This window comes from Fusobacteria bacterium ZRK30 (assembly GCA_024628785.1).
In the GTDB taxonomy this organism is placed as follows: Bacteria; Fusobacteriota; Fusobacteriia; order Fusobacteriales; family Fusobacteriaceae; genus Psychrilyobacter.
Genome location: CP102404.1, coordinates 753,449 through 767,131, shown reverse-complemented (window position 1 = coordinate 767,131; position 13,683 = coordinate 753,449). Strand labels below are relative to the sequence as shown.

The 13,683-nt window shown below is 30.8% G+C and carries 12 protein-coding genes; all 12 read right to left on the bottom strand.

Annotated elements, in window-relative coordinates:
• Positions 1 to 23 precede the first annotated feature (23 nt).
• Positions 24 to 1,340: a cobyrinate a,c-diamide synthase gene (locus NRK67_03885; protein UUV17055.1), complete on the bottom strand. Its 1,317-nt coding sequence runs from the start codon at positions 1,338 to 1,340 to the stop codon at positions 24 to 26.
• 313 nt (positions 1,341 to 1,653) lie between these two features.
• Positions 1,654 to 3,531, bottom strand: coding sequence for a hypothetical protein (locus NRK67_03880; GenBank protein UUV17054.1), 1,878 nt, complete (start codon positions 3,529 to 3,531; stop codon positions 1,654 to 1,656).
• A gap of 34 nt (positions 3,532 to 3,565) precedes the next feature.
• A complete protein-coding gene (locus NRK67_03875) occupies positions 3,566 to 3,769 on the bottom strand; it encodes a hypothetical protein (GenBank protein UUV17053.1) in 204 nt (67 codons plus the stop codon).
• 157 nt (positions 3,770 to 3,926) lie between these two features.
• The gene (locus tag NRK67_03870; protein ID UUV17052.1) at positions 3,927 to 4,505 is read right to left on the bottom strand and encodes a hypothetical protein; all 579 of its coding nucleotides are present in this window, start codon (positions 4,503 to 4,505) and stop codon (positions 3,927 to 3,929) included.
• Entirely contained in the window at positions 4,459 to 4,695 is a 237-nt protein-coding gene (locus tag NRK67_03865; protein UUV17051.1) for a hypothetical protein, read from the bottom strand. The genes NRK67_03870 and NRK67_03865 overlap by 47 nt, the downstream gene beginning before the upstream one ends.
• A 253-nt stretch (positions 4,696 to 4,948) precedes the next feature.
• Complete coding sequence (locus NRK67_03860) at positions 4,949 to 5,287, bottom strand: DUF4234 domain-containing protein (protein ID UUV17050.1); 339 nt, start codon at positions 5,285 to 5,287, stop codon at positions 4,949 to 4,951.
• Positions 5,288 to 5,468: 181 nt separating this feature from the next.
• Complete coding sequence (locus NRK67_03855) at positions 5,469 to 5,771, bottom strand: hypothetical protein (protein UUV17049.1); 303 nt, start codon at positions 5,769 to 5,771, stop codon at positions 5,469 to 5,471.
• Between the two features lie 49 nt (positions 5,772 to 5,820).
• Complete coding sequence (locus tag NRK67_03850) at positions 5,821 to 6,342, bottom strand: hypothetical protein (protein UUV17048.1); 522 nt, start codon at positions 6,340 to 6,342, stop codon at positions 5,821 to 5,823.
• A 78-nt stretch (positions 6,343 to 6,420) separates the two neighbouring features.
• Complete coding sequence (locus NRK67_03845) at positions 6,421 to 6,771, bottom strand: hypothetical protein (protein UUV17047.1); 351 nt, start codon at positions 6,769 to 6,771, stop codon at positions 6,421 to 6,423.
• 91 nt (positions 6,772 to 6,862) lie between these two features.
• A complete protein-coding gene (locus tag NRK67_03840; protein UUV17046.1) occupies positions 6,863 to 7,054 on the bottom strand; it encodes an OmpA family protein in 192 nt (63 codons plus the stop codon).
• Positions 7,055 to 7,072: 18 nt separating this feature from the next.
• Entirely contained in the window at positions 7,073 to 11,461 is a 4,389-nt protein-coding gene (locus NRK67_03835; GenBank protein ID UUV17045.1) for an autotransporter outer membrane beta-barrel domain-containing protein, read from the bottom strand.
• A gap of 741 nt (positions 11,462 to 12,202) precedes the next feature.
• Entirely contained in the window at positions 12,203 to 13,627 is a 1,425-nt protein-coding gene (locus NRK67_03830) for a leucyl aminopeptidase (protein UUV17044.1), read from the bottom strand.
• Between the last annotated feature and the right edge of the window lie 56 nt (positions 13,628 to 13,683).

The following is a 13,683-nucleotide window of genomic DNA, read 5'->3' as shown; positions in this document are numbered from 1 at the left end:
AGTTATCTTTTACTTTTTTTCGATTATCTATCAAATAATTTTACAAATATTTCTAAATTTCCATAGAAATGGATATGCGGGTATCCTGCAATGATCTTATCTTTCTCATAGCCGCACGACCACATCCTCCCATTCTTTTTCTTCAATTCAAAATATAGATCTTTTTCACATATATCATATAGGTCTGAATAGTGGAATTCATGGCATCTTCCGGTTATTCCATCTTTACTCTCATAATCCACATATCCAAACCGCCTAATATTCAGTCTGGATTTCATCTCTACCTTTATATCCAGCAATCCGCACATAGGGTCTAAGTCGCCATCTAACTGCTTTATTCCCTTTGTAAGATACATGAAGCCTCCACACTCAGCATAGATAGGTATCTTCTTAGAAGCCTTCCTTATATCCTCCATCATAGAGATATTTTCATATAATTTTTTTGCAAATATCTCTGGGTATCCTCCACCTAAATATATATAATCCAGATTAGGAGGCAGATGAGGGTCATTTGTAGGAGAAAATTCTACTATCTCCATTCCTGTATATTCCATAAGTTTTAAGTTTTCAGAATAATAAAATGAAAATGCTCTGTCTTTTGCGACTCCTACCCTCTTTCCCTTAAACCTGTCTTTTAGATATTCTGCCGGATTTTTAAGTTCTTGGGCATTATTTCTATCTTCTGCAATCTCTAATATCTTATCTAGATCTATATATTTTCTTGCCATATCCTTTAATATCTCTATCTTTTCATTTAAGTCCTCTATCTCGCTGGCCTGCTGTAAACCAAGATGACGTTCACCTATAGAGACTCTGTCATCCTTTGGGAAATATCCTACACATGGTATTTCGGTGTATCTCTCTATCCCTTCTTTCAATAGATTATACAGTCCTTCGCTGCCAACATTATTTAATATAACTCCCCTTATCTTTACTCTGGGATCGAGATTTTTAAATCCTAGTACTGTAGCTGCAATACTTGTAGAAGTTCCCTTTCCGCTTACCACTAATATTACAGGGATGTCCAAGACACGAGACAGATGGGCACTACTGTAGTTATCCAGCTCATGGTTCAAACCATCATAAAGGCCCATAACCCCCTCTACCACACTGATATTTTTAGTATTTTTAGAAAAAATATATTTTACTGCATCTTCACCCATCATAAAAAGGTCTAAGTTATTGGATGGATTTTTAGTTATAAATTCATGAAATTTTGGATCGATATAATCAGGCCCTGCCTTAAATGGCGATACCCCTTCTAAAGCACCCATTATAGCTGTACTGATTGTTGTTTTCCCGGCTCCACTAGATGTTCCTGCTATAAGTATTTTTTTCATTTTTCCCCCTATTTTAGAAGGATATATCTCCTTCTAAATTTTAATACTAAAATTATACAATCCATTGGAAATTTTTGCAAAGATTATAATAAAAAGCAAGGTAACGCTATATCCAGATAAGCACAATTTGGATTGCGGTGACACCCTTGTAGATATAAATTCCTATACAATAGAAAATGAAGGGCAAATCAGCCCTTCATTTCAATTTTTTATTTCAACTGTACTTATTAACCTACTTTTTTAAATAATAATTATAAAGAGTTTTTACTATTTATAGATTTTTTAAATACTTCATTTGGAAATATTTTATCTTTTACTTCTTATATCCATTTTTATATTCTGCTTCCTCTATTAGTTTTCCATCCTCGTTATAAATTTTAAGTGTCCCGTGCCGATAACCTCTCTCATTATAATTTTCTATCTTTTTCAACTTTCCATTGGAATAATAATATTTTTGCGGCCCGACACTATACCCCTGGTCTCCGTAGTTCTGTTCTGCTTTTTTCTTTCCATCCTCATAAAACTCAATCTTTTTCCCAATATTTATATTTAAATAATAATTCATTATACCTTTAGATTTTATCTTTCCATTAGAATAATATTCAGTAACTTCTACTTTTTTCTCAAAAGACAATCCATCCCCATAATTAATATCCTTTTTTAATTTTCCATTTTCATAATAAGTTTTATCTAAACCTACCTTAATCCAACTCGTATTTGTATGAGCACCTTTATGCGTTTGTTTAATATGTTTCTTCTCATAATCGTAATAGATAGTTCTTTTATATTCTTTCCCTTTATTATAGCTATCTACATAATAAACTTTGTCTCCATGATAGTGAATGCTTTTGCCTTCTATCACACCATTTACTATATAACCAATAGTTTTACTATTTTCATGTTCATAGGCTAAAAATTGTCCTTCAGGAACTCCATCAGCATTATAATTTGAAATTCTTTGAATAATTCCATCTTGATAGGTTGTCTGAATATATTTTTTACTTTTTAAGTAATATTTTGATTGAATTAAAACATTATTTCTATATTGATATTCTTCTTTAAGAAATCCATTTTCATAGTAATAAACATTCACATCTTCTATATTGTTATTATTAATTACTTGTTTTGTATAACCACTAAAACTTTCTTTATTCTTGATATCTTTTATATTAGTTATTGTAAAGTTAGAAGAAAGTGTCTTAGTTAATTCTTTATCTACTTCAATGCCTTCTTTATAATATCGTCCATTTCTATATCCGCTATAGATCCCTTTATCATAAAATCCTATTTTTTTATCCAATTTATCATCATTTTTGATTAATATTTCTACTTCTCCATGTGGGATTCCATTTCTATAATTTTTAATTTCAATGTGGTTAGAATAATAACTTCTTAAAATACATTTGCCATTTAAATTCCCATCTGAGTCATAATTTTTTAATTCCTTTAAAATTCCATAACTATACATTACTTTTTTTACTATTTTTTTTACGTTCCCATCCATAAAATGAAATTCATATAACTTCTTTCCTTCTTTATCATAATACTTCCTAGATAATAAAACCCCATTTTTATAATTTTCTACTTGCATAACTGCAGAATAGTTGTTTATAATATCTTTTTTAGCTTCTCCATATAGTTCTCCAGTAAAGTTTTCTCTAGGGATTTCTCCCCATATAACTACCCTTGATTGTTTTTTTACTGCCGGCTGGGTATCTTCTGCTATCCTCAGACCCTGGCTGAAGAATAATTTTTTATCATATGATTTTTCCTGTACCCCGTTTAAAACACCGTCACTGTATCTCTCTACTATCTTATTTCCTCTATAATCTTCAGAGCTAATTTCTCCATTTAAAACACCATGGGAATATTCGCTGGTTTTTCCTTTTTTATCAAATGATACCCCATGACGAAGCCCCATCTCATCAAAAGACTGATCAAAGGTAAGTTCACCGGTCTTATTTACTTTTTTTAAGTTGGAAAGCACTCCTTTTTTATAGGTTGAATATTCTTTCTCACTGTAGAATCCCTTATTTTCCATCACTCCATTTATAGGTTTATTGTCCAAAACACTATAAACTTTTTTCTCCTTGCTATAAGTCGGTATATCCAGAATTTTATTTTCTACAGATGTGCAGCCTATAAAAAATAACAGGCCAAATATTAAAAATATTTTTGATTTTAAATTCATAACTCCTCCTAAGAATTTACCTTTTTAATTCACCTTAAATAAATAATAATAAAATTGAAAACACTACAAGACAAATCCCTATGAGCATATACATTATACGTGTCCCTTTTCTTCCGATCATTGCAACTGCCTGTCTTGTTTTTCTGTATTCATAAAATCCATCTACGTCTTTATATGTTTGTAAAAACAAATAACACCCTACTACAAACATAATAATTATAGTTATATATCTACCCATTATAACCTCCTAAAATAAAAACATTAAATAAAATAGCCTAAAAACACTTTATATCTTATATTCATTTTGATATTTACCTCTTCAACCTTAGTAATTCAAACCATCTTCTAATGCTAAATACAACTTAAATATCTTCTTCTCCTTAATAACTTCAAGTTTACTTGACTCCTTTTAATTGGAATATCTCTTCTTTATTTTCGATTATATATTGATATAATTGAATGGCAAACTGGGTTCGAAATTCATCGTCCCAATATTTTTTTTGAAGAAATAATAGTTGTTCATAGTCATCATGATAATTTTTCCACATATTTACAAGCTCTTTTCCAACACTAATAAATCCCACTAAATTAAGAGCATTCAATAAATTTTTTCGCATCTCAATAAGCCCTTCATCTTTTTCTTCATTCAAATGTTTATCTGATAAATCCCAAAACCCATCATCTTCAAAATAAGAGAAAAAGCCCCATAGGTCATAAATAGCCCAAAGGCAAGGATCAATATTCAGTTCTTGTCTATTTTGCTTTGCCTTGTTTATATACGATTCTATATATTTAACCAATAAGCAGAGATCCTTATCAAAATTATTAGCCGGATTAAGTTTTTCAAAAAAATCATCCGGTAGGGAAAGTATAATCCCATAACGATCTCTTATTTTCTGCTTCTCCCACTCTCTTGTATTTGGGGCATCAAGCAAACTTAATTGATACTGCTTTTTCGCTTCTTTTTTTGTCACCTTTAACCTCCTCTTTAATTTTTATCATAAAGTAAATAGCAATCGCTTTTGGGAAAAAATATGCTTTATTAACTTTGATGTCAGCAAAGCCCGTTGAATAGTCATCTTTAATCTCATATACATATGGACTTTTTTCAGTTTTGTAATATCCCATAATTAACTCTTGAAATTGTTCAGCAAGTGTTTTCATATCATTAATCTCCTTGTACTTTGCATTTCATGATCCTGCTAACTTCATGACAGTAAAGTGTTATCACCGTGTTATTTTTCATTAATTCAAGTGTAGGCTTAAAATTTTAATATGGCAAGAAACCTTATTTTTGAGGCTTCTTGCCATATTTTTTTACTTTATTCTAGTGTTCTATCAGCATACATTGTTAATAATTTCCCCTATATTTTTCCCCAATTTCTAACTTGATCTACAATATACCTTTGATATTTTATTAATTTTCAAGACTTTTTAATTCACATAATTCATTTTCTTGTATTTGCATTAATGCTAAAGATACAATACTTAAACCAACAATAGATAAGACTAAATAGGTTGTCCCTTCATTCTTTCCTCCTGATTTTTCAATAGAAGTTCCCATTTTATAATTCCAAATCAAAAAATAAATTCCTAAAGTTATTATTGTCAATAAAATCAATTTCCCCCCTTGAGCAGGTTCATTATTTTTGCTGGCAAAATCATTAGCTAGCCCTACCATCCAAAATAGAGAATAAATTCCTAAAGTAATAATACTTAAAACTATACACATTCCAATACTTCTTTTTTTCAACATTGTTTCCTCCTGATAAAATATAATTTAAATAATTTTTATTCTACTGCTAATTCCCCAAAATAGATTATCTCATCTATAAGTATTACAAAAAATAAAATTTTAGAGAGTCATCATTCTTGAAACTAAACAATAATCCATTGTTTTTCTTAATACGATAAAAAATTCCATTACGAATCTTATGTTATGAAATAAGTTTATATTCTTCATCTAATTTGCCTTTTTTATCTATCCAAATTAAATATTCTAAATAACTTTCAATACTTTCATGAGTCATTTTTTCATTTCCTTTTAAAAATGATGTTAAGACTAACGCCTTGTATTTCCCACAATTAAACAAAAGATCAAAAACCTTTAATTCTTCTTTTAGTTCTTGTACAAAAGTTTTGATTCTAGAAAAATTATATTTGAATTCTTTGAGTTCCTTTTTATTATATTTGAATTCTAATTTATCCATACAAATAGAACCTAAAATAGCTAGTTTCATTATTTCTCTTAAAGAATCATATTCTTTATGTAGGTATTTTATTTCTATATCAGTTTGAAGTTCCTGTATTCTTAGAATCACTGATTTGTTTTTCTAAAATATCATTGTTAATAACCATATCATTATATTTAATTATTGAACTTAAAAAATTTGAACATCTAGTGTCAATAGATTTTGATTTTTTTAAGATACTTTTTTTAACTTTGAAACTCCATAGTTTTATATTTTTGTTTTCTCCTCCTTCTGAAATTTTACTTTTGTATTCTAGCAAATAACCAATTCTGATTATACAATCAAGTAAAAGGTGGAAAACATAGGTTTCTACCGAAGGTTTAACTGTCATATAAATTTCTTTCGATGATTCTTTCAATTTTTTCAAAGCTTTTTTTTTAAATCTTTCTTTCTTTAAAACTCCTTTAGCTTTTACAACTAAGTCTATATTATCGTGAAATTTCCCTATTTCTTTAAGAAAATGAATATTATCACTATCTAATTGATAGAAAATATCCTTTTCTCTATCTGTCATTAAATTAAAAATACTTTTAATTAACTCTTCTTTCTCTTCTTTCAAATTTAACCCTCCTATGTTTAGGATGCATATTACATACAATAAAATGCACGCCCAAGTCAATTTTGAACAAAATTCAAGTTAAACTTTGGATAAAATTCCTCTCTCATAATCAATTTTACTTTTTTTACAATTTGGACATATTTTTTTATACGGTACTCCTAGAGAATCAACTTCTGTTTTAAATATTTTTTTACATTTTAAACACTTAATTTCTTTTTCTTTTTTCATCGAACCCTCCTTCTTTAATACGTCTCGTTTTTTGTGTTCCCCTATAAAATTATTTTTTAATAAAATTTTTATAGTTTTCTCTAACTCATCCAATAGATTATAAAAGTTATTTATTTTTTCCTTTTTATTCCCTCTAAACTCTTCTTGATTTTTTGTAAATTCATGTCTTAAACTCAGAATCAAATCTAACTCTCGCCCCATGTGAATCCCCCCTTTATATTGATCATAATATCAATATATTTAATAACCATATCACTAAAAATTAATATAATAAGTGTTGTTGCTCTAGAGGCTAGTCAGCTCCTTCTCCCTTTGTTATAATTTCTACTTCCGGCAGGATTTTTGATAACCTTGATTTAGCTGGTTCTGCTCTTTTTAAGGATAATTTTTTATTAAAAGCATCCGATCCTGTACTATCTGTATGGCCTGTTACCTTTACTTCCATTAATGCCTTCTTTTGTATCTCCAAAGCTCTTTTATCCACCCCTTGTTTTACATTTAGCTAGTTATTAACCCCGGTTGGGATAAAATCTCCTATATCATTAAACTTAAATCCCATTCCCAGACTCATATAATATTCATCTCTATTTTCACTAGGAAGATATCCTCCTCCTACACTATAGATTACTCCATTATTATGCTCTACATCAAAAGATCCCTTTATCTTTATTGTTCCCTTTTCCCTTTCTGGTACTAAGATATCAAAATCCGATCCTCCCTGAAATCTTCCGGTTACATAATCATTATCACTGCCATCTAAAGCATAAACGTAAGATACTCCTAATTTAACTTTTCCCTCTCCATCTTCAAATGGAATGTTTCTTACTAAATCCATTCCTAACTCTGTATCTACATAATTAAATGACTCTTTATCTGTTTCTATACTCAGAGCGCCCTCTTCTTCTACTGATTCTTGACTTATTCTGGCATAAGACAAATTAACTTTTGGTTCTAACGACCATTTATCATTTATTGCATAGTCATAAGTCAATCCTGCATATGCTGTAAATCCATTTGTTGATATCTCCTCTTCATATTTGTTACTTTGATAGCTGTTTCCTGCTACCCTGATTGTATCGTAATCTCCATATTGATATCCTAATCCCGCTATTAATCTAAAGTTGTTTTTCTCTGTTTTTGTATACCCTCCTACATAGATACTATCTCCATCTATCTTTGACCCATTAGATATACTTGTATTACTATTTGCTCCTCCTGCAATGAACCCAATAGATGTATCCTTACTTAGTCCGTATTCTGCAAGAGCATATCCTCCGTATATATCACTATCTGTATTAATATCTATACCATAATCATCAAATCCATAATAACTGCCCTTTATATGGTTTTTGTACCCTGAATCATAATCGTCTCCTCCAAATGTCAGCCCGCCGTAGATCATCCAGTTTCCTTCATTGGCTCTGAATGGGTTGTTAAGGACCATCTCGTTAAAAAGACCCATACTGTCTTTAGAAGTTCTCGCTGCATAACCATATGGATTTGCCATAAAGATATCGTTTAGGAGCACTAATAAATTTTCCCCTGCTTCATCTTGAGATTTATCATTTATATTAACTGTAGGATAAAGAGCGTCTATAATAAGACCTGAATCATCACTAGAAAATGCACTTTTATATATTAAATCTATCTTCTCATAGTGACTACCTATTGCCCATTCTGGAACTGTTGGTTTATCTGGATCAATAGGATCAGTAGGAGGGTCAATAGGATCAGTTGGGTCTACTGGATCAGTGGGATCTATTGGGTCTACTCCCGGTCTTACAAATTCTGGTTCACCAAATACCCAGTCTAATCCATCTCCTACTACTACTGTTACATCACTACCATCTACCTGAGCTCTACATAGAATTGAATCTGTTCTCACATATAATTTATTATCTAAAGTGGTATTGCCCATAGAGATAATAGCTCCACCTCCCAATCCATTGGTAACTAGATTTAGAACACCTTTATTTGTATCATCCTCAATAGACAACCCTGCTGCTGATTCTCCAGTGATTGTCGCTCCACTATCATATAATGCATGCCCTATGACTTTGTCATCGTCATCTGTTTTTGTAGGGTCTACCCTTAGATTAAGACTGCTGTTTTTCTCTATATGGATACTTTCTCCCCCTTCTACCTTAGCTGTCTCATATAAAGTTACTGATCCTTCTATATTTAGGTTTTCAAAATCACTAATAGTATGATAGATATTTAGTGATCTTTCATTTACTGTTGTTTTTAATAACGGATTTTGGCTTATAGGAAGGTCTCCTAATTTGAGGATATCATCTCCTTGACCACCATAGACATCATTATTTATTTGTGAATCAGTAGAAACTACCATTGTGTCCTTTCCTGCACCTAAAATTACATTTCCATTTAATATAGTGTTGTCTTTTATAGTAACTATATCATCTCCTTCTTTAAGATCAATTATTCCATTTATTATTGAATTACCTGAAAGTTCAATAGTGTTACTTGTATTATCTCCCTCTATAATATTCCTGTAGGTGAAGATATCATCACTTCTGTCATCAGGAGTCCCTATTCCTCCTCCATTAAAGATAGTGTCTCTAGCTACTAATTTAGAACCTTCACTTAGTGTAACTGCTTTTTCATATCCATTAACTATAGAGTTATTTAGTGTAACATTAGTATCTTCCAGTGTAATAACTCCAGTACCAACTCCTGCACCATTTATTATATGATTATCATATGCTGTATCAACATCTACTACTTTGTAACTATCAGTACCGCTAGTATCGATCTCTGTATTTAAAACAGTATAACTAGTTCCATCAATATCAAATGTCCCTCCAGAACCATTAGTTATTTCACCGATAGTTCTCTCATTATCGTTGGTTCTGTCTTCATCACTAAAAACATCTTCAAACTGAATCTCTATTCCATAATTTTTATATTGATTTTCACTAAGTTCAACTTTAGATAATCCTTGATAATTACCATAATCCCTTATCTCATCTGTAGGTCTATCATAGGCGATAATCTCTGTACCATCTCCTATAATCTCCCGTCCTGCTAAGATACCATAGTTAGTGATACTTCCAGTAAGAGAATCACTATTTTTTATAGCTATAGCACTTTCGCTTCCTGCAACTAATCCAGTATTCTTCATATTTTTAGTATATTTACTAAAAGCGATACCATTACCTGAAAAGTTGATTTTTTTATAGTCTTTTAAAAGAGTAACATCACCATCTTTAGAGTAATTTCCTGTATCTGCTATGTTTATCCCTGTTATACTTCCATTATTAGTTTCTACCTCGCCATAGACTCCATTACTAGATAACATTACTGATGAGTATGAATTTGATGAATCACCGATACTAGCGTGGGATATACCACTTATAAGTCCATTGTTAGTTCCTATCTCTTTACGTACACCATTGCTAGTTAAATATAAACTTGAATATGACTCGTCTCCTAGAGGAGAATCACTGGTAGTTGCTTTAAACATACTTTTGATAAGACCACTATTATTATTTATTCCTTCATACACACCATTATTTGAATATTGGATTGTTGAGTATGAGGAAGAAATATGTTCTTGCATATTATCTAAAACTCCATTGTTTTCTTCAACTTTTTTATATACACTATTCCCTGAAAAACGAGCAAATACAGAAGAACTAGCTGAAGAATTACTTGATGATAATCCACTAACTAAATGAAGTTTACTTTCTATAACCCCACTATTTTTTTGAAGATTTCCATATACACCATTACCTGAATAATTTATAGAAATGTTATTCTTATTTGAGTTACCACTACTAAGGTACATCTTATTTATTATAACTCCACTATTTTCTCCTACGTCTCCAAGGATCCCATTTCCACTGTTTACATTAGCTGCCTTTGAGGACACTGACGATGACGATGACGATGATAAAGAATTACCAGTAGTAGTATTTATTAAACTTTTTATAAGTCCAGTGTTTTCTCCTACATTTCCATAAACTCCATTTACAGAGTATCTTAAATTTGCACTTGAATCCGCAGTTAAATATGTATTTGATGTTGAATTACCAGTGGTTTCATTGAGCTCTCCAATTATAACTCCACTATTATTATTAATATCTCCAAAAACTCCATTAGTACTACTCTCTCCAGAGCTCCTTGCACTACCTTTTGAATCACCAGTGTTAATATTTACTAAACCTCTTATAAGTCCAGTATTTTCTTCTACATTTCCATAAATTCCATTTCCAGAGTAATCTAAATTTGAGATTGATGATGTAGTCGAAACTCCAGTAACAACATTAAGCTCTCCAATTATTGTACCTCTATTTTTTCCTACGTTTCCATAGACTCCATTTCCAGATAAGTTTGAGTCTAAATATGCATGCGAACAATAGGGTGATCCACTTGTTTTTACATTTAACCTTCCCATTATAAGACCTCTGTTTTCTCCTACATTCCCGTATACTCCATTAGAAGAAGATTTAATTTCAAGACTTGTTTGACCCCTTCCTGATTCAGGTAAAGAAATAGTGATATCAGTATTCCCTTTTATTATTCCATTATTATTTATTTCAACATTTTCTGCTGTTGTATATACTCCATTTCTTTGATTTTCTGCTCTAAAACCAGTACTGATATATGTAGCGTCAAAACCTAATGTAGTAATAATATTTCCATTATTATTTAATGTTATATTGGGAACCTTTATGTCTATCCCACCATTATAGATCTCCTCAGATGTAACAGTAAATATTCCATCTTCTGGGCTGTTACTTTCATCGATTACAAATCTTTCACTATAGGTTGTAGTCCCTGCTATTAAGAAGGTAACTACTATTGCTTCTGTTATTCGTATTTTTCTCTTTAAAAAACGTTTTAGTGCATTTTCGTTATTCCTTTTCATGTTCCTCACTCTCCCAAATTTTTTTGTATAAAACTTGTACTCTTGATTGTAAACTATAAATGTGCTCAATAGTTCTACCAGCTTTAATTGTTTTTTTTATTTATTTTTGGTATAATAGAGGTTTTTACTATAAATAATAAAAGAAAGAGGGAAGAGTTCTGTATTTTTCCTATGTGTGAAATAAATAAAGCACGTTGCCTATGCAAAATAAAAACTATTAAAATCTTCTAGAAATCATTTAATATTAACATCTCTATTACAAATATTAGGATGTCAATAAAATGAAAATAATAGCAGTATCTATTAGTACAGAGAACGAGATTTTAACAACTTAAAAGAAACGTTTAATCAAAATATTTTTTATAATAAATGAGATATACATAAATGTTTGGGAAGACAGTGACGAGAAGAATTGGAGTTAATATAAATAGAATTAATAATAATATTCTACAATTGCTTGTACTTAATAAATCAGCAAATATTAGGACAAAAACTTATGGTACAACAGTAAAACATGAAATTGATTTTGACCAAAGTAATATATGTTAAAAAGAAGCAGATGAAATTATAAGTGAACGATTATATTCCAAATAAAAAAATTGAAATAAATTTAGTGATTGATTATCACGATAATATTGTAAAAACTTTTAAAATAATGAGATACCTAAAAACAAAAAAACTTCCTATCATGAAATCATGAAATAGGAAGCCGTTTTTTTTTATTTTTTATAACTTATTGATCTACTTCTTTAAATAATAATTATAAAGAGTTCTTACTATTTGACCGGTACCACCATTAGCATAATAACCATATGGTGCATCTGTAGATGATGTTCCTGCAATATCAAGATGCATCCAAGGAGTATCTCCTACAAATTCCTCTATAAACATTCCTGCTGTGATACTTCCGGCAAATCTTCCACCTGTATTTTTAAGGTCAGCTATCTTAGATTTATAAAGTTCCTTATACTCAGGGAAGTTAGGTAATCTCCATACTCTTTCACCTGCTGTCTCAGAAGCTCTCTCTAAGTCTTTATACATCTCGTCATTATTTGCTAATACACCTGTTGTAGACATCCCCAGGGCCACTAATACTGCTCCTGTAAGTGTAGCTACATCTATTACTTCCTTTACATTCTCATGGTTGATGATATAGTGTACTGCATCAATAAGAGTTAATCTTCCTTCAGCATCTGTATTATCTACCTCTATAGTTTTTCCTCCCATAGATCCAATGATATCTCCCGGTCTATAAGCATTCCCTCCAATTGAGTTTTCACACGCAGCGACTACAGTTACTATGTTTTTCTTTACTTTCATTCTAGAAAGAGCACACATAGCTCCTATAACAGTAGCAGCTCCTCCCATATCTGTTTTCATATTAGCCATTCCTGCACTAGGTTTTAATGATAACCCACCTGTATCATATGTTAACCCCTTTCCTACTAATCCATGGATCTCTGTAGGGTTTGAAGGGTCTCCCAGGTGTCTCATAACGATAAACTTAGGTCTTTTTTCAGCAGCTCTGGCTACTGATAAAAATGCTTCCATCTTTAATTCTGTAATTTTTTCTTCATCAAATATTTCTACTTCAAACTCATATTTTTCTCCTAATACCTTAACTTCATGGGCTAAGCTCTCAGGGAAAATAACATTTGCAGGTTCATTTACCAGATCCCTGGTTAACATTACTGCTTCTGCTAAAGCTACCCCTTCACAGATAGCATCTGTATCTTCCTCTACAAAGATATCAAAGCTAGATTCCTTCTTTTCTTTTTTATCTGTTTTATATTTGTTGAAATCATATTTAGCATAGTGTACAGCTTCTACTACCTGGGTAACTTCTACACCATGAGTTCCTATTAAGATATCTCCCTCTAAACCTTTAAGTTCCTTGTAGAAAGCTTCTATTACATCATAGGTCTTTAATTTATCTCTTTTCCCAAGACCAATATAAGTTATGTTAACTAATTTTCCCTTATGCATCAATTCACAGCTGATAGATGTTTTCTTTTTACCTGTAAATTCTTTTTTTTCAATCAATCTTTCTAAAACTATCTTTTCCTCATCGGTTAATCCGTCGTAGATATGTACCTCTCCTTCGAATTTTGGCATTACATATGCATCGTAGATCTTGTTAAAGTCCTTTACTAAGTTAATATTCATAATCCCCTCCAGTTTTGATTTTCTCTATCCCTAGTATAGTATATCTAAACTGTATA

What these genes read in the sequence shown, in the direction of transcription:
- NRK67_03860 (UUV17050.1), bottom strand. Translation starts at nt 5,287, where the DNA reads ATGTTGAAAAAAAGAAGTATTGGAATGTGTATAGTTTTAAGTATTATT.
- NRK67_03855 (UUV17049.1), bottom strand. Translation starts at nt 5,771, where the DNA reads ATGAAACTAGCTATTTTAGGTTCTATTTGTATGGATAAATTAGAATTC.
- NRK67_03830 (UUV17044.1), bottom strand. Translation starts at nt 13,627, where the DNA reads ATGAATATTAACTTAGTAAAGGACTTTAACAAGATCTACGATGCATAT.
- NRK67_03865 (UUV17051.1), bottom strand. Translation starts at nt 4,695, where the DNA reads ATGAAAACACTTGCTGAACAATTTCAAGAGTTAATTATGGGATATTAC.
- NRK67_03880 (UUV17054.1), bottom strand. Translation starts at nt 3,531, where the DNA reads ATGAATTTAAAATCAAAAATATTTTTAATATTTGGCCTGTTATTTTTT.
- NRK67_03885 (UUV17055.1), bottom strand. Translation starts at nt 1,340, where the DNA reads ATGAAAAAAATACTTATAGCAGGAACATCTAGTGGAGCCGGGAAAACA.
- NRK67_03875 (UUV17053.1), bottom strand. Translation starts at nt 3,769, where the DNA reads ATGGGTAGATATATAACTATAATTATTATGTTTGTAGTAGGGTGTTAT.
- NRK67_03835 (UUV17045.1), bottom strand. Translation starts at nt 11,461, where the DNA reads ATGAAAAGGAATAACGAAAATGCACTAAAACGTTTTTTAAAGAGAAAA.
- NRK67_03845 (UUV17047.1), bottom strand. Translation starts at nt 6,771, where the DNA reads ATGGGGCGAGAGTTAGATTTGATTCTGAGTTTAAGACATGAATTTACA.